The 17,557-nt window shown below is 47.2% G+C and carries 13 protein-coding genes; 8 read left to right on the plus strand and 5 right to left on the minus strand.

Annotated features, from left to right (window positions below):
- Positions 1-83 precede the first annotated feature (83 nt).
- The 4 genes from NSB28_RS13940 to arfA all read left to right on the plus strand — a co-directional run bounded on the left by NSB28_RS13940 (position 84) and on the right by arfA (position 4,755).
- Positions 84-1,403: an ABC transporter substrate-binding protein gene (locus tag NSB28_RS13940; RefSeq protein ID WP_109747390.1), complete on the plus strand. Its 1,320-nt coding sequence runs from the start codon at positions 84-86 to the stop codon at positions 1,401-1,403.
- 72 nt (positions 1,404-1,475) lie between these two features.
- Entirely contained in the window at positions 1,476-2,384 is a 909-nt protein-coding gene (locus NSB28_RS13945; RefSeq protein ID WP_109747389.1) for a carbohydrate ABC transporter permease, read from the plus strand.
- The gene (locus NSB28_RS13950; RefSeq protein WP_276509155.1) at positions 2,384-3,220 is read left to right on the plus strand and encodes a carbohydrate ABC transporter permease; all 837 of its coding nucleotides are present in this window, start codon (positions 2,384-2,386) and stop codon (positions 3,218-3,220) included. Before NSB28_RS13945 ends, NSB28_RS13950 begins: the two co-directional genes overlap by 1 nt.
- Positions 3,221-3,243: 23 nt before the next feature.
- Entirely contained in the window at positions 3,244-4,755 is a 1,512-nt protein-coding gene (gene arfA / locus NSB28_RS13955; RefSeq protein ID WP_257497828.1) for an arabinosylfuranosidase ArfA, read from the plus strand.
- A gap of 57 nt (positions 4,756-4,812) precedes the next feature.
- On the opposite strand, the gene NSB28_RS13960 is transcribed toward arfA, so the two are convergent.
- From NSB28_RS13960 to NSB28_RS13970, 3 genes are read right to left on the minus strand one after another with little or no spacing between them, the layout of a single operon-like run.
- Positions 4,813-5,175, minus strand: coding sequence for a hypothetical protein (locus NSB28_RS13960; protein ID WP_109747386.1), 363 nt, complete (start codon positions 5,173-5,175; stop codon positions 4,813-4,815).
- A 31-nt stretch (positions 5,176-5,206) separates the two neighbouring features.
- The gene (locus NSB28_RS13965) at positions 5,207-5,587 is read right to left on the minus strand and encodes a DUF6483 family protein (protein WP_109747385.1); all 381 of its coding nucleotides are present in this window, start codon (positions 5,585-5,587) and stop codon (positions 5,207-5,209) included.
- A gap of 23 nt (positions 5,588-5,610) precedes the next feature.
- Positions 5,611-6,609, minus strand: a complete 999-nt coding sequence (locus tag NSB28_RS13970) for a dipeptidase (protein ID WP_109747384.1) — start codon at positions 6,607-6,609, stop codon at positions 5,611-5,613.
- A gap of 193 nt (positions 6,610-6,802) precedes the next feature.
- Here NSB28_RS13970 and NSB28_RS13975 point away from each other — a divergent pair, with 193 nt between their 5' ends.
- From NSB28_RS13975 to NSB28_RS13990, 4 genes are all read left to right on the plus strand, one after another.
- Positions 6,803-7,987 (plus strand): MFS transporter, encoded by a 1,185-nt coding sequence (locus NSB28_RS13975; protein WP_109747383.1) that lies wholly within the window; start codon positions 6,803-6,805, stop codon positions 7,985-7,987.
- Between the two features lie 19 nt (positions 7,988-8,006).
- Positions 8,007-8,369, plus strand: coding sequence for an ArsR/SmtB family transcription factor (locus NSB28_RS13980; RefSeq protein ID WP_109747382.1), 363 nt, complete (start codon positions 8,007-8,009; stop codon positions 8,367-8,369).
- Positions 8,370-8,620: 251 nt separating this feature from the next.
- A complete protein-coding gene (locus NSB28_RS13985) occupies positions 8,621-9,613 on the plus strand; it encodes a uroporphyrinogen decarboxylase family protein (RefSeq protein WP_109747381.1) in 993 nt (330 codons plus the stop codon).
- An 84-nt stretch (positions 9,614-9,697) separates the two neighbouring features.
- Positions 9,698-11,269 carry a PucR family transcriptional regulator gene (locus NSB28_RS13990; RefSeq protein ID WP_109747380.1) on the plus strand — a complete coding sequence of 524 codons (1,572 nt, stop codon included), beginning with the start codon at positions 9,698-9,700 and terminating at the stop codon, positions 11,267-11,269.
- Positions 11,270-11,280: 11 nt separating this feature from the next.
- On the opposite strand, the gene NSB28_RS13995 is transcribed toward NSB28_RS13990, so the two are convergent.
- Together NSB28_RS13995 and gltB are read right to left on the minus strand one after the other, a co-directional pair.
- Positions 11,281-12,765: a glutamate synthase subunit beta gene (locus tag NSB28_RS13995; RefSeq protein WP_109747379.1), complete on the minus strand. Its 1,485-nt coding sequence runs from the start codon at positions 12,763-12,765 to the stop codon at positions 11,281-11,283.
- 13 nt (positions 12,766-12,778) lie between these two features.
- The gene (gltB, locus tag NSB28_RS14000) at positions 12,779-17,332 is read right to left on the minus strand and encodes a glutamate synthase large subunit (protein ID WP_109747378.1); all 4,554 of its coding nucleotides are present in this window, start codon (positions 17,330-17,332) and stop codon (positions 12,779-12,781) included.
- Between the last annotated feature and the right edge of the window lie 225 nt (positions 17,333-17,557).

Consider the following 17,557-nt stretch of genomic DNA (forward strand, 5'->3'; position numbering starts at 1 on the left):
ATTAACGTTAATCTAGAGATACAAAACATCGTGAAACACTGCAAACAGTTACCGCAGTATCAAAATCAAAGGAGGAATTGAACATGATGAAAAAGTTGCTTGCTGGAACACTTGCATCTGTAATAGTATTGGGAACGGCGCTGAACGTAAGTGCCGCAGAAGATGCATCCACACAGGGAAAAAACACATTTGTTGACGGAGCTACTGATTTGAATTTCTGGACTTTTCAGGAGCTGCACGTAGGTTTCTGGACAACAATGGCGGATGTCTGGAATGAACAGAATCCGGACAGAGCAATTAACCTTACTGTTACATCAGGAGAATCTCAGCCTATGCACAGTAAACTTTTAATTGCATGTCAGTCCGGCAGCGGTGCTCCGGATCTGGCAGACGTAGAGATCGGATATTACGGCTCATTCTTGAAAGACGGATATCTGCTCCCCATCAACGAAGCAGTAGAACCTTATAAAGATGACATTGTTTTCTCCCGTGTCAGCATGTACGGCGACACAGAAGGCAATTACTATGGAGTAGACTTCCATCTTGGTGAAACAGTTACTTACTACAATATGGACATTATGAATGAAGCCGGCGTAGATCCGGCAGAAATCGTGACATGGGATGACTACGCAGAAGCAGGAAGAAAAGTACTGGAAGCTACAGGCAAACCAATGTTTGCAGTAGAGACAAATGACCTCTTCCTTCCACAGGCAATGCTCCTTGAAAAAGGCGGTCAGTATGTGGATGAAGAAGGAAATCCGAATCTCGCCACTCAGGAACATGCAGATGTTATCAATTTCATCAGAGGTCTTTTAGATGAAGGCGTTTGTGAAATCGCTCCCGGCGGCGGTGTTCATAAAGAAGAGTGGTACGGCCACTTAAACAGCGGCGGCGTGGCATCTCTCACAATGCCTCTGTGGTACATGGGAAGATTTACAGACTACTGTTCAGATCTGAAGGGCAAAATTGCCATCTATCCCATTCCTGTATGGAACGAAGGCGATGTTCGTGCAGTTCTTCAGGGCGGTACCGGCACATCTGTAATCAAAGGAACAGAACATGAACAGCTTGCGAAAGACTTCCTCGCATTTGCAAAGCTTTCCAAAGAAGGCTGTACTTATGAATGGGACGTTCTGGGATTTGACCCCATTCGTACTGAATTATGGGATGACCCGGCCATCACAGAAAATAAGGATAATAAATTCCTGAGCTATTTCACTACAAACCCGTTTGACGTTCTGAAAGCAAATGGAACAGATATTATTGCACCAAACATTGCAGGCGCTTATTCAGCAGTATATGGCAGCTTAGTATCCACAACTTATGCAAATGCATTTGAAATTTCAGCAGATCAGGACGCAATGGAATTACTGCAGAGCGAACAGGACTCTATTATTTACTAAGCACTGCGTTGAAAAGTAATGAATGGGAGTGCCGTGACTTCACGGCACTCTTATTTTAAAAAGGAGGCGCTTATGAAGAAAAAGAGCGTATTTAAAAAATTTATATATTCACGGAAAGCCGCCCCATATGTATTTATCTCCCCGTTCATCATCACATTTCTGGTATTTTTTGCTTACTCCATAGTCAGCATGATCATTATGAGTTTCCAGAAAGTAGCGGGACCGAATACAACCTTTGTGGGATTTGAAAATTATAATATTTTAAAAAACGCTGTTTTTATAAAAAGTCTGAAAAACAGTATCTTTTATACAATAGGCAGCTGCATACTGATGATCCCTATTCCTATGGTACTTGCTGCAATGCTGAACAGCAAACATATGCGTGCGAAAACCACCTTCCGAAGCATATTGTTTATTCCTGCACTGACTTCCATCGTTGTGGCAGGTGTTGTCTTCCGGCTGATGTTTGGAGAGCTGGATAATTCCTTTATGAACCAGGTGCTGAGCGTGTTTGGAAAAGAACCTGTCGTCTGGCTGAGAAAGCCGGTGACTGCGTGGACAGCAATGTTCCTTCTGTGCCTGTGGCGCTGGACCGGGGTCAATATGATGTACTATCTATCCGGACTTCAGCAGATTCCCGGTGATTTATACGAATCTGCATCCATCGACGGTGCAACCTCCCTGCAGCAGCTTCGTTACATAACGATACCGCTTTTGAAGCCCACAACAATCTATGTACTGACCATCTCCATTTTCGGCGGTATGGCAATGTTCTCGGAATCATACATTCTGTTCAATGGAAACAAATCACCGAACAATATTGGAACCACACTGGTGGGCTTTCTTTACAGACTTGGACTGGAGCAGAACAATTTTGGAATCGCCAGCGCCATCGGCGTTATTTTCCTGCTCATAGTTCTTGGAATCAACTTTATTCAGCTTAGGCTCAACGGAACAATGGGAAAAGGAGGGGATAAATAGTGATTAAAAAATCAAGGATTATTTCCGTATGTCTGGTACTCTTTTTCCTTGTGATCACCATGGTCACACTCCTTCCGCTGGCACTGCTTGCAGTATCCTCCCTGCGCCCCGGCTCCGACCTGATGCGTTACGGGCTTAATTTTTCTGTTGACTGGACGACTGCGAACCTGAATGAATACCGCATGCTTTTCAGCGGAGCAAACCCATATTTTACCTGGTACAAAAACAGTCTTGTCGTTACTATCGTGCAGGTGGGACTGGCGCTGTTCTTAAGCGCATGTGTGGGATATGGCTTTGCTATGTATGACTTCAAAGGAAAAAACATCGCATTCGTATGTGTACTGCTGGTCATGATGGTGCCGGCAGAAGTTATTCTTCTTCCCCTGTACCGTCTGATCGTAAATATGAAACTCATGAACACAATGTGGGGAATTATCCTGCCTTACCTGGTAGTTCCCATGCTGATCTTTTTCTTCCGCCAGTATCTCTCCGGAATTCCAAGGGATTTCCTGGATGCTGCCCGCGTTGACGGATGCAGTGAATATGGTATTTTCATAAAAATCATGCTGCCCTTAATGAAGCCGTCCTTTGCAGCAATGGGTATTTATCAGGGCATGCAGAGCTGGAATAACTTCCTGTGGCCCATGATCGTTACCAATGATATTGACAAGATCACTTTGCCGGTTGGTTTACAGAGCCTGATCTCTCCTTACGGCAACAACTATGATATACTGATTGCAGGTTCCTGCTTTGCGATCATACCAATACTTATTTTATTTATATGCTTCCAGCGTTACTTCATTGAAGGTATGACTGCGGGAGGCGTAAAAGGCTAAAGAAATCCGGGAGGAAAATAATAATGAAACAATCCAGAATGATAATTGATAAGGCTTTTAAAATTTCAGAAGCAGACAAACGTATTTATGGTTCTTTCATTGAACACCTTGGAAGAGCAGTATATGACGGAATCTACCAGCCGGACAGTCCCCTTTCCGATGAGGACGGATTCCGCAAAGATGTGCTGGAAATGGTGAAAGAATTAGACGTCCCCATCGTAAGATATCCCGGCGGAAACTTTGTTTCCAACTTTATGTGGGAAGACAGCGTAGGTCCTGTTGAAGACAGGCCGAAGCGTCTGGAGCTTGCATGGAGAAGTCTGGAGGAGAATAAGATCGGCCTGAATGAATTTGCCAAATGGACACAAAAGGCCGGCTCCGAGATGATGATGGCACTTAATCTGGGAACAAGAGGCATTGCGGATGCGTGCAATATCCTGGAATACTGCAACCATCCCGGCGGCACCAAATACAGCGACATGCGTATCAGACATGGAGTGAAGGATCCCCACAACATAAAGGTATGGTGCCTGGGAAATGAAATGGACGGACCATGGCAGCTGGGTCATAAGACCATGGATGAATACGGCCGCCTGGCAGAAGAGACTGCCAAAGCAATGAAGCTTATCGACCCGTCCATCGAGCTGGTATCCTGCGGGAGCTCCAACCTGGAAATGCCTACCTTCCCTGAGTGGGAGGCAACCACACTGAACTATGCATACGACCATATAGACTACGTATCCCTACATCAGTACTACGGAAATAAAAATAACGATACAGAAGACTTCTTCGCCCTGTCAGATGATATGGATCAGTTTATACGTTCCGTTATCGCAACCTGTGATTATGTAAAAGCGAAAAAACGGGGCAAAAAGAATATCAACTTAAGCTTCGATGAGTGGAATGTATGGTTCCATTCCAATGAGGCAGACGATGATATAATGACAAATCATCCATGGCAGGCAGCTCCGCCGCTTCTGGAGGATGTATATACTTTTGAAGACAGCATTTTAGTAGGTTTGATGCTGATCACACTGATGAAACATGCTGACCGTGTAAAAATGGCATGTATGGCACAGCTTGTAAATGTTATTGCTCCCATTATGACAGATAAAAACGGAGGACCTGCATGGAAACAGACTATCTTCTATCCGTTCATGCATGCTTCCCGTTACGGGCGCGGCGTTGTGCTTCAGCCTCTTGTTGACACACCCGTTCATGACACTAAGACTCATGAGAACGTAACCGATCTTTCCAGTGTGTCAGTATGGAATCAGGAAGCGGATGAGCTGACTATTTTTGCCGTAAACCGAAACACAAAGGAAGATATGGAACTGATCACGGATCTGAGAAGTATGGAAGGCTATCAGCTTACAGAGCACATTGTGCTGGAAAGCAATGATATGAAGCTCTGCAACAGCGCAGGACAGGAACTGGTCGCTCCCAGGACAGTTAAGAGAAGTACTCTGGACGGCGGCAGGCTGACAAGTATGCTCTCTAAAGCATCCTGGAATGTAATCCGTCTGAAAAAATAATGGTCCGCAGTTTGGCAAAACATCCTTTCTGAGTTCATGGCTTTAGACCATAGAAACTCAGAAAGGATGTTCTTTGTCTTCCGAAACATCTGTCTCTTTAGCCTCGTCTGCACCTTCCCCTGCGCAGAATTCATTTTCCTCATCTTCCAGGGATGCCAGCCTTTTTTCAACAGAGCGCCTGACCCCTCCAAAAAGTATGGTACATGCCAGAAACATACCTGCAAAACTAATGGCTGCTGTCTTCACATCCAGCCTGCCTGTCTGCACATACACATAAATACATATAATAATAGAAAAAACTGCTGCAAATACAGTGCTCTCCCACAAGAATCCCCGGCTGGACGTCTGTTTTCCATTTCCGTTTCTCTTGCGGGAATCATTATTCTCTGTACTGCTTTTTCTGTGACTGCCAGTCTGCATCTTCTGATTACCATCCTGTCTCATTAATGGTTTATTCAAGCATGGCACCGACTGCATCCATCATCCCGAAATCTTCAACTACGCTTTTGATTCCGTCCTTGATCTCTTCTCTGGAATAATTGTGCTCTTCCAGGAAATCATCGCTGAAATCATTGATATGGTCATAAAATATCAGCGCAGCCCTCAGATCACTTTTTCTGGATGTATCAAGAGATTCCAGAAGGATATTCTCGGCTTCGTTGATCCTTCCTGCATCTGCCATCTTCATAAGCTCTTTTTCATTCATGCCGCCCTCTGTGGTCCAGGCTTCCTCTATCTCATCTTCCTGGAATTTCTTGCCAAAGATCACAACTGCAAGCGCTCTTATCATCTGTTTGATCATTCTCATTATATAATCCTGCTCAAAATCCATTTGTCATCCTCCTTTTGTATTTTCTACTCCTCTGTTCCCTGCTCATGCAGGACTTCCCTGTATACCCTCATAACATTTTTATAGCATATCTTCTCAATTTCCTCCGCTGTAAAGCCGTCCTTCTCCAGAGCCATGACCAGCATGCCCATCTTCCCGGCATCGCTTATCTCCAGATTATCAGGAATACCGTCAAAATCAGTTCCAAGAGCACATACATCAATTCCGCCTGTATTGACGATATGGCGGGCATGGCGCACAATAGCCTCCACTGTACTGTCCGGGTCCTTCTCCCACGAATCAGGCTGCGTCAGGAAAGCCCCGCAGAAATTCAGGCCCATGACTCCGCCCCTATCTCCCAGGCAGCGTATCATATCGTCAGTCAGATTCCTGCACACGTCACAGACTGCAGCAGCATTCGAATGGCTGGCCACAAAAGGCTTCTTCGTATGCTTTGCCACATCCCAGAATCCTCCGTCCGACAGATGTGAAACATCCACTATCATCCCCAGACGTTCCATCTCACATACGGCTTCTGTCCCGAACGTGGTAAGGCCTTTTGGATTCCTCTCCCTGAACAGGGGCCTCCCCTCCCCGTCCTTTATCAGGTTGCAGACACCTATCTCATTTTCATAATTCCAGGTAAGAGTCATCATCCTGACACCCATGCGATAAAAGGTCCGCAGATAGGAGAGCTTCCCTTCTAAGACTGCCCCCTCCTCAAGAGTAAGGACGGCGCTCATTTTTCCATCCGCCTGATTATCAACGATATCCCTGAAGGAAAGAGCCTTTCTGATATATGCTCTGTTCTTTTCAATCTCCCTTTCATAAGTATCTATCATTTCAACCGCAGCCTTAAAAGGACTTTCCACACTTCTGCTGTCAATAAACATGGCAAAATTCTGGACAAGGTAATCAGCCTTTATCATCTTCTGCAGATCCACATGATACTTATTCTCTTTCAGGCACTGGCCATCCAGGTGGATCCTTCCCATGGTGTCACAATGCATATCTGCTATCCTCATTTTTATATTTCCTTTCTTTACATTCGATGATATAATGAACGCAAGTGAGTCGGATGGAGCCCGCTTGTAAAATATTATGTAAATGCACAGACCTGCTGAATAGTTACAATATTATTATTTTATCATATCCATCCGGGAATGGCAACGCTGCACTCTCATATCAAATTATCTATGACTACGGAGGTTCTCTCAAATGAAGCTGCATTACAACCACACCAGATATGCCTGCTACCTGGGTTATATCACCCAGGCCATCGTCAATAATCTGGCACCGCTGCTGTTTGTCACCTTTCAGGACCAGTTCTCTGTCTCCCTGGAGAAGATCGGCCTGCTTATATCCTTTAACTTTGGCATTCAGATGATCGTAGACATCCTGGCTGCAAAATTTGTGGACAAGATCGGGTACAGAATCTGTACTGTGGCCGCACATATCTGCTGCACAGCAGGACTGATAGGAATGGGTGTGTTCCCCTTCCTCTTTGCTGATCCTTTTATTGGACTTCTCACCGCAGTCTTTATCAATGCACTGGGCGGGGGCATGATCGAAGTCGTAATCAGTCCGATCGTGGAGTCCCTCCCAGGTGATGAGAAAGCTTCTGCAATGAGCCTGCTGCATTCCTTCTACTGCTGGGGACATGTAGGCGTAGTCATACTGTCCACCCTGTTTTTTGTTACTGCCGGCGTCTCCAACTGGTATATCCTGACAGCTGTATGGGCGCTGCTTCCTTTGTTCAACACTTTCTTTTTTGCGAAAGTCCCCCTGAACACCTCACATATGGAAGAGGCTCCAATGCCTCTGCGGAAGCTGTTTTCCATGAAACTGTTCTGGATCTTCCTGCTTCTGATGATCTGTTCCGGCGCTTCAGAGCAGGCCATGTCGCAGTGGGCATCCCTGTTCGCCGAAAGAGGCCTGGGCGTTTCAAAGCTGCTGGGTGATCTTCTGGGACCATGTGCATTTGCCGTGCTGATGGGCGCCTCCAGAGTCTTCTATGGAAAATTCGGGGCCAGGATAAATCTGAAACATTTTATTATGTGCAGCGCCGTCTTATGCATCTTGAGCTATCTCCTTGCCACGCTGTCCCCATGGCCTCTGCTCTCTCTTGCAGGCTGTGCCCTCTGCGGACTCTCGGTGGGGATCATGTGGCCCGGGTCATTCAGCCTTTCCTGTGAGTACTGCCCCCAGGCCGGCACTGCAATGTTCGCGCTTCTGGCACTGGGCGGCGATATCGGCTGCGCAGCGGGTCCCGGCCTTGTGGGGGCAGTCTCCAATGCCGCCGGGGACTCCCTTAAGATAGGACTATTATTCGCAATTATTTTCCCTGTGCTGATGTTCCTCACAGTAATGGGGCTAAAGCGCATGAAGCGGTCTGCCGCTTAGATAGAAGGAGGACTACAAAATGAAACATGAAGAAAATGCACCAAAATGCGATTATATACATGCACATCCTGACATCGTCAACTCTGTCAATACACGTATGCCTGACGAGGAGCTGCTGTATGACCTTGCTGAACTCTTTAAGGTATTCGGAGACTCAACCAGGATAAAGATACTGTATGTACTGCTGGAAAGCGAAATGTGCGTCTGTGATATCGCGCAGCTGCTGAATATGACCCAGAGCGCCATATCCCACCAGCTGCGCATCCTGAAACAGAACAGGCTTGTCAAGTTCCGCCGGGAAGGCAAGACCATCTTCTATTCCCTCCTGGATGAACATGTGTGCAGCATTCTGAGCCAGGGCATGGAACATCTTGAGGAGTAAAAGCTTTATAAATACCGCCCGCATCACTCTCCTACAAAACGTCGGAATGTATCGGAAAAACATTCAACGCAATGGAGTATTTAACCTTTCCTGTGAAAGTCATATAATTGGTATATGTAAAGTAAATCAGCAGTATATCAGACACCCCAGGGCGTCCTGACCTCTGCTGTATGGTGCGTACCAAATGTATGAAGGAATTACTGTTAATGGGCCGCTGTGCCATGAATAGTAACTGAAGGAGGGTTTATATTATGCTTACCACTAAACAAAATCTCTTGGAAACTCTGAAAAAAGACGGCCATCCAGACCGTTTTGTAAATGAATACGATCCATTCGTCCCAATTATGAATGAACCGCTTGCCCGCTATACCCGCGGCAACCGTGTCCGGGGCACTACATCTAAGGACCGCTGGGGAACAACGATCGTATTCCCTGAGGACCAGTTCGCCGCTATGCCTCACGTGACAGTATCTGACAAAGTATGTCCTGATGTCACAGAATGGCGCAAATATGTAAAGGTTCCTGACCTTCGTGCCAATTGTACAGACTGGACAGATGCCCTGGCTTCTGCAGCTGCCGTTGACAGAAATGAATATTTCGTAATGGGCTTTATGGGAACAGGAATTTTTGAACAGCTCCATTTCCTCATGGGATTTGAAGATACATTGATGAACCTGCTCGCTGAGCCTGATGATATGAAGGAACTGATTGAAGCTGTGGCAGAATACAGATATACTTATGCCGAGATGCTTGTAGAGAATCTGAAGCCTGATTTTATCCTTTCTCATGACGACTGGGGTGCTAAGAAGAGCCTTTTCTTCAGCCCTGACGTATGGCGTGAGATGTTCAAGCCTCATTATAAAAAAATGTATGGTATGATGCATGACCACGGGGTAAAAGTTATCCACCATGCTGACTCTTATCTGGAACCAATCGTGGAAGATATGGCTGAGATCGGTGTTGACATCTGGCAGGGTGTACTTCCGCAGAATGATATTCCAAAGATCGGGAAGCTGGTAGAAGGCAGAATGGGTCTTATGGGCGGGCTGGATGCCGCGATCATTGACCGTGCCGATGCCACAGAGGAAGAGATCCGCGCAGAGGTGAGACGCGCATGCACTGATTACAGGAATGTGCCGGGATTCATCCCCTGCCTCACATATGGCCTGACAGGAAGTATTTTCCCCCATGTAGATCCCATCATCAAGGATGAGATTGACAAATGCAGCAAAGAAATGTTTTAATTAAATAAAGCATATAGAAATATCCGGCAAAAGGCTGACTGCAGTCTTTTGCCGGTTTTAAATTTGATTCAGAGGAGGTCTGCAATGAAAAGCCCTGTTACTTCTGTCAGTGAAGGTTTCCGTATCAATCTTGGCATCATCATCGATGAGCTGGGGATCGAAGGCAACGATATTCTATTCTATGACAGGACATCCCGTCCGTCATGTTCAGGATGCCGTCTTATCGGCCCGCGCATCTATACAGGGCAGCTGGGCCTGCATAAGGATTACGTCTATCTGGCTGAGGCCTCCAAACTGCCTCCTGAACCTCCTGGGGGAGGCATTCCTTTTATCATACTCGGCAGCCTCCCTCCGGCCTGGCTGGAGACAGAATCCAGTTTTATCGTACTTCACCGTCCAATTGACATCGAAGTGCTTTTCGAACGGATCCAGGATATTTTTGACAAGAACAGACGGTGGGATGAACGGCTCCAGTATGCCCTCAACCACGATCTTGGCATAGCAGAGCTCTGCCGGATCAGCGTGGAATACTTCCAGAATCCCCTGTTCATCCACGATGCCCACTTCCACATTATTGAATGTCCCACCCACACGAAGGGGATGACATCCTGGGAGAGGGATGACCGCACGGGCATGGACATGGTCCCTCTGGATCTGATCAATGATTTCAAGGTAGACCCTGAATACCTGGAGACACTCAAAACAAAGGGCGCCCACATGTTTTCTGAAAACCTCAGAGGATACCGCATCCTGTATGTAAATATCTGGGGTGACCAGGGCCGCTATGAAGGACGTCTGTGTATTGACGAGCTCCACACTCCCCTCAGGCCGGGACAATTCCTGGCTGCTGAGCACCTGGTGGATATGGTCAAAATAGCTCTCCGCCGCCGCAACCTGACAGCGGGCAACTTTTCCCGCCCCATCGAACATCTGATAGAAGACGTCCTGGAACGCCGCATATCCGATATAGAAACTGTGGAAAGAGAGCTGGGATTCTGCGGCTGGAGTATGGATGATAAATACATGTGCATCAAAATTTCAATAGAACAGCGCCACATTGACAATATGGCGCTGATCAGTACATGTAATTTTATTGAGGCGAATATTTCGGGCAGCTACGCCTTCCAGTACAAATCTGATATTGTGACTGTAGTCAACCTGACAGAAGGCGGGATAGACAGCGGTAAATGCCTCACACAGCTTGCCTATATCATCCGCGAAGGATTATTTAAAGCCGGTGTGGGCAATATCTGCCGTGATTTTTTCCAGCTCTCCTACTTCTACCGTCAGGCAGAGATAGCCCTGGAATATGGCGTATCTAAAAACAGCACTGTATGGTGCCACCATTTTTCTGACTACGTCCTGCCCTACATCCTGGACCATGGCTGTCTGGAAATGCCCCCGGGCCTTGTCTGTGCCCAGGGACTCTTTAAACTGCGCCGTTATGACAAGGCAAATGAGACTGAACTGTATAAGACACTTGCTGCATATCTGCGTAATGAACGCCATGCCACCAAGACTGCCCAAGATCTTTATATACACCGCAGCACATTGTTTTACCGTCTGGACCGGATCAATGAAATGATACAGATGGATCTGGACGATCCAAAGGTACGGCTTTATCTGAATCTGTCCTTATATCTGCTGAACGAATAGATCATAACAGGTCAGAGATTTGTATATCCCATAAGGGATTCGTCTACTGCTTTGGCTGCCTCCCGGCCTTCCCGTATGGCCCACACTACAAGGGACTGGCCTCTGCGCATATCGCCGGCAGTAAATACATTTTTTACTGAGGTCTGGTATTTATCCTGCTCTGTCTTTACATTTGTCCGTTCATTGACCTCTACACGGAAGGCATCTGTGACGTATTTCTGGCTTCCCAGAAATCCTGCCGCTATGAGAACAAGGTCTGCGTCCACCACTTCCTCAGTGCCTTCCCTGGGAGCCATGACCATGCGTCCTGTTTTTTCATCCTTTTTAGATTCCAGCTTCACAAGCCTGGCCTTGCATACATTGCCCTTCTTGTCTGCGATAAATTCTGTCACAGTAGTCTGGTATACTCTCGGATCATGTCCAAATACCGCGGCGGCCTCCTGCTGGCCGTAGTCAGTCTTGCACACTCTGGGCCACTGGGGCCAGGGATTATTCTCAGCCCTTTCATCAGGCAGCTTCGGCATCATTTCCAATTGAAGGACGGATGCCGCCCCCAGCCGGACAGAAGTCCCCACACAGTCATTACCTGTGTCTCCTCCTCCGATCACCAGGACTTTTTTCCCTTTCACAGGAACATACCTCTGGTCTTCCAAACCAGAATCCATAAGGCTCTTTGTGACAGAGCTCAAAAAATCCACTGCAAAGTATATTCCTTTTGACTCTCTGCCTGGTACTTTGATGTCCCTGGGATTAGAAGCGCCACAGGCAAGCAGTACTCTGTCGTAGTCACGGAGCAGCTTCTCGGCCTTGACATCAGCTCCTATATCCGTGTTTAGAACAAATTCTACTCCCTCAGCTTTCATGAGCTCGATACGTCTGTCGACCACGTCTTTTTCCAGCTTCATATTCGGAATGCCATAGCGCAGCAGGCCTCCCGGCCTGTCGCTCCGCTCATACACAGTCACACTGTGTCCCCGCCTGTTCAGATAATATGCCGCTGCCAGTCCTGCCGGGCCGCTGCCGGCTATGGCAACACGCTTTCCTGTACGCACTTTTGGCGGCTGCGGTTTCACCAGTCCTGCCAGGAACGCATTCTCTATGATCGCTCTTTCATTTTCCTTTGTAGATACCGGTTCGCCATTTAAACTGCATGTGCAGGCAGCCTCGCAGAGTGCGGGGCATACCCTGGCAGTGAATTCCGGGAAACAGTTTGTCTTTGAGAGCCTGGCATACGCTGCCTCCCAGTTTCCATGGTAGACAAGGTCATTCCATTCTGGTATCAGGTTATTCAGAGGACAGCCTGATACCATTGAGCCTATCATCTGCCCAGACTGGCAGAATGGCACTCCGCAGGCCATACATCTGGCACCCTGGAGCTGCTGCTGTTCTTTAGACAGAGGGACATGGAATTCTTTAAAGTCCTTAATTCTGGCCCTGGGGGATAACTCCCTGCTGGTCTGTCTCTCATAGTCTAAAAATCCTGTTGGTTTTCCCATTTTCTTATCCCTCCTATCCTTTCTTATTAGCGTAGAATGCTTCTATCTGTGCCTGCTCGCTGCTCAGGCCCTTTTCTTCCATCTGTACGATTTTCATCATCATTTTATTGTAATCATTTGGAATGATCTTTTTAAATTTAGGCAGGTATTCTGCAAAATTCTCAAGTATCTCTTTGCCCTTGGCCGAGTTTGTATATGCTGTATGGTCTATGATCATCTGCTTTAATTCTCCCACATCGTACTTGGACGTGAGCTTCTCAATAGACACCATCTGTTTATTTACCTTTGTATAAAGGTCATTATCCTCATCCAGGACATAGGCAACACCTCCGCTCATTCCGGCTGCAAAGTTTTTCCCTGTCCTTCCCAGGATGACTGCACGGCCGCCTGTCATATATTCACATCCGTGCTCACCTACGCCTTCAACTACTGCTGACGCGCCGGAATTGCGCACGCAGAAGCGCTCGCCTGCCACACCGTTGATATAAGCCTTTCCGCTGGTGGCGCCATACAGGGCCACATTTCCTATAATAATATTCTCATCCTCTTTATAATGGATTCCGGCCGGAGGATAAACGATCAGCTTTCCTCCTGAAAGTCCTTTTCCGAAATAGTCATTGCTGTCACCCACAAGCTCCAGTGTCAGCCCATTAGGGATAAATGCTCCAAAGCTCTGGCCGCCAGCCCCTCTGCATTTCACAGTATACATGTCATCTTCCAGAGTGTCCCCATACATCTTCGTGATTTCAGACCCGAAAATAGTTCCGAAAGCCCTGTCTGTATTCGTGACATCCACCTCAATGCTCCGTTTTTGCTTTGAAGCAAGGGGGCCTTTTAGTTTCTTTAAAAGCACTTTGACATCCTTTGTCTTTTCAAGCTGGAAATCATATGCCTGGGCCGGATCATAAATAACCTTCACCGGCTCTTTTACATATGGATTCTCAAGTACATTTGTCAGATCCACTCTTGCAGCATGGGGAGTCACTGTCTGCTCCTTTCTCTTCAGGAGATCTGACCTGCCTACAAGTTCGTCTACTGTCCTGACTCCCAGTCTTGCCATATATTCCCTCAGCTCCTGGGCTATGAAACACATAAAGTTCATGACATATTCCGGCTTTCCTCTAAACCTTTTTCGAAGTTCCGGATTCTGTGTGGCAATTCCCACCGGGCATGTATCCAGATTGCAGACACGCATCATGACACAGCCCATGGTAATCAGCGGAGCTGTGGCAAAACCGAACTCCTCAGCTCCCAGCAAAGCAGCGATTGCTACATCCCGCCCGCTCATTAATTTTCCGTCTGTTTCAATGCGGACTTTATTTCTGAGTCCATTCATTATCAAAGTCTGATGTGTTTCTGCCAGCCCCAGTTCCCACGGAAGCCCCGCATTGTGGATTGAACTTCTGGGCGCTGCCCCTGTCCCGCCGTCGTAGCCTGAGATGAGAATAACCTGGGCGCCTGCTTTCGCCACACCTGCTGCAACTGTCCCCACTCCTGCCTCTGAGACCAGCTTTACAGAGATCCTGGCGTCTGTGTTAGCATTTTTCAGGTCATATATGAGCTGGGCCAGATCCTCTATGGAATAGATATCATGATGGGGCGGCGGTGATATGAGGCTGACTCCTGGTGTGGAATGTCTTGTTTTGGCCACCCACGGATAGACCTTTCCTCCCGGAAGATGGCCTCCCTCACCGGGCTTTGCCCCCTGAGCCATCTTGATCTGTATCTCCTTTGCACTCACCAGATACCTGGATGTGACACCGAAGCGGCCACTTGCCACCTGCTTGATCGCGGAGCACCTGTTGACTCCATCTTTTCCGGGCACAAGACGCTCCAGGCTCTCTCCGCCCTCTCCGCTGTTTGACTTTCCGTGCAGCCTGTTCATGGCTATCGCCAGAGTCTCATGAGCCTCCTGGGAAATGGATCCGTATGACATAGCTCCTGTCTTGAACCTGGTCACAATAGAATCCACGCTCTCTACTTCTTCAATGGGGACACCATTCTCCGGGTAGTTAAAATCCATCAGACTTCTCAGATACCCGCTGTCCTCCTGATCCACCAGATGGGTATATTCCTTGAACAGCCTGTAATCTCCCCTCTGAGATGCCTGCTGCAGCAGATGTATTGTCTGTGGATTATATCTGTGCTTCTCACCTGCACTCCTGAGCTTATGCCTTCCCACACTTTCAAGAGTCAGGTCCGTCTCCAGCCCAAGGGGATCAAAAGCCTCTGAGTGCAGCTGGTCAGCATCTCTTGCAATATCCTCCAATGTGATGCCGCCTACACGGCTGACCGTATTTGTAAAATATTTTTCAATGACACTTTCATCAATGCCCACAGCTTCAAAAATCTGTGATCCCTGATATGACTGTATAGTAGAGATACCCATTTTGGAGGCGATCTTTACAATACCGTGTATCACAGCGCTGTTATAATCATTGACTGCCGCATAATAATCTTTATCCAGCATCCTGCTGTCAATCAGCTCACGTATAGTCTCCTGCGCCAGATACGGATTCACGGCGCAGGCCCCATATCCCAGCAGCGCAGCAAAGTGATGTACTTCCCTTGGCTCACCTGATTCCAGGACTATGGCCAGTGATGTCCGCTTCTTAGTCTTAACAAGGTGCTGGTGAACGGCTGACACTGCCAGCAGTGAAGGAATCGGCACGTGGTTCTCATCCACCCCTCTGTCTGTCAGCACCAGAATATTGGCCCCGTCTCTGTGAGCCCTGTCAACTCCCACAAAAAGATGATCGATGGCTCTCTCCAGTTTTGTATTCTTGTAGTAGGTGATAGGAACCTCAGCGACCTTAAAACCTTCCACCTTCATATTTTTTATTTTCAGCATGTCAGTGTTTGTCAGGATCGGATTATTTACCTTGAGCACCTGGCAGTTTGCAGCCTCCTCTTCAAGCAGGTTTCCGTCCTCCCCAATGTACACGGTTGTTGATGTCACCACTTCTTCTCTGATGGCATCGATCGGGGGATTCGTAACCTGCGCAAACAGCTGTTTAAAGTAATTGAATAAAGGCTGGTGTTCCTTTGACAGAACTGCAAGCGGGGTATCCACCCCCATGGCTCCTATACTCTCCGCGCCATTCAGCGCCATGTTCAGGATCGATGTCCTGTATTCCTCATACGTATACCCAAATGCCTTCTGAAGCCTTGCAAGCTCCTGCCCGGAATATTCCTGGACTCTCTGGTTTGGTATCTTCAGGTCTTTTAGCTGCACCAGATATTCATCCAGCCATTCCCCGTAAGGCTGTTTCCTGGCATATGTTTCCTTAAGCTCCTCATCATCGATGACTTTCCCTGCAGCTGTATCTACAAGCAGCATTTTTCCCGGATGCAGCCGTTCCTTCTGCACGATCTTTTCCGGACTTATATCCAGTACGCCAACTTCAGATGACAAGATCAGCTCGCCATCCTCAGTGATATAGTATCTGGAGGGGCGCAGGCCATTTCTGTCCAGAACAGCTCCCACAATATCACCATCTGAAAAGACAATGGATGCCGGACCATCCCACGGTTCCATCATAGTGGCATAATACTGGTAGAAATCTTTTTTATTCTGGCTGATAGTCTGATTATTAGCCCAGGGTTCGGGTATCATGATCATAACTGCCAGCGGCAGCTCCATCCCGCTCATTACCAGGAATTCCAGAGCATTATCCAGCATTGCTGAGTCAGACCCCTGGGTATTCACTACAGGAAGCACTTTGTGAAGTTCCCCTGCAAAGTGCTCAGATGACATGGTCTCTTCCCTGGCCAGCATCTTATCTGCATTTCCTCTGATCGTATTTATCTCACCGTTATGCACGATAAACCTGTTGGGATGTGCCCTTTCCCAGCTGGGATTTGTATTTGTGCTGAACCTGGAATGAACCGTGGCGATCGCTGATTCATAATCCCCGCTCTGAAGATCTTTGAAAAACGTTCTCAGCTGTCCTACCAGGAACATGCCCTTATAGACAATTGTCCTGCTGGAGAGTGATGCCACGTATGTATTATCCGTGCTCTGTTCAAATACCCTCCTGACTACATAGAGTCTGCGGTCAAAGTCCAGTCCCCGCTCCAGATGCGCCGGCCTTTTGATAAATGCCTGCATGATACACGGCATGCATTCCACAGCCTTTTGCCCCAGCACCTCAGGCATGGTCGGGACCATCCTCCATCCCAAAAATTCCATCCCCTCTTTTTCCACAATGATCTCAAACATCTTTTTAGCCTGATTACGCTTTAATTCATCCTGCGGGAAAAAGAACATCCCCACACCGTAATCTCTCTCAGAACCTAAAAAGATGCCGAGGGATCTGCAGGTTTTCGAAAAGAACTTGTGAGAAATCTGTAATAGGATTCCTACACCGTCACCTGTTTTTCCTTCGGCATCTTTGCCAGCTCTATGTTCTAAATTTTCAACTATCTTTAATGCATTCTCTACTGTCCTGTGTGTCTTGATACCTTTTATATTAACTACGGCACCAATTCCACAATTGTCATGTTCAAACTCCGGCCGGTACAGCCCCGGACTCTGAGCAGCAGGACTTTGCGCTCTATATTCCATACGCCCATTCCTTTCTGTTTTGGTTTGCTGATAATATACACCTATTTTTTAAATCTGTAAACCCCAAATTTTTTCCAAACTGTCAGATTATTTGTTTATTTATCATTTTAATGCAAAATGTGTACACTTATTCTTCTGTTTTCTTCTGATGCAGTGTTATGTCTTAACATCGCATCAGAAGAAATATGCCGGACAATCAAAAATAAATTAAAAATCCGTAGTTAA

Source organism: Murimonas intestini (assembly GCF_024622195.1).
GTDB classification, from domain to species: Bacteria; Bacillota; Clostridia; order Lachnospirales; family Lachnospiraceae; genus Murimonas; species Murimonas intestini.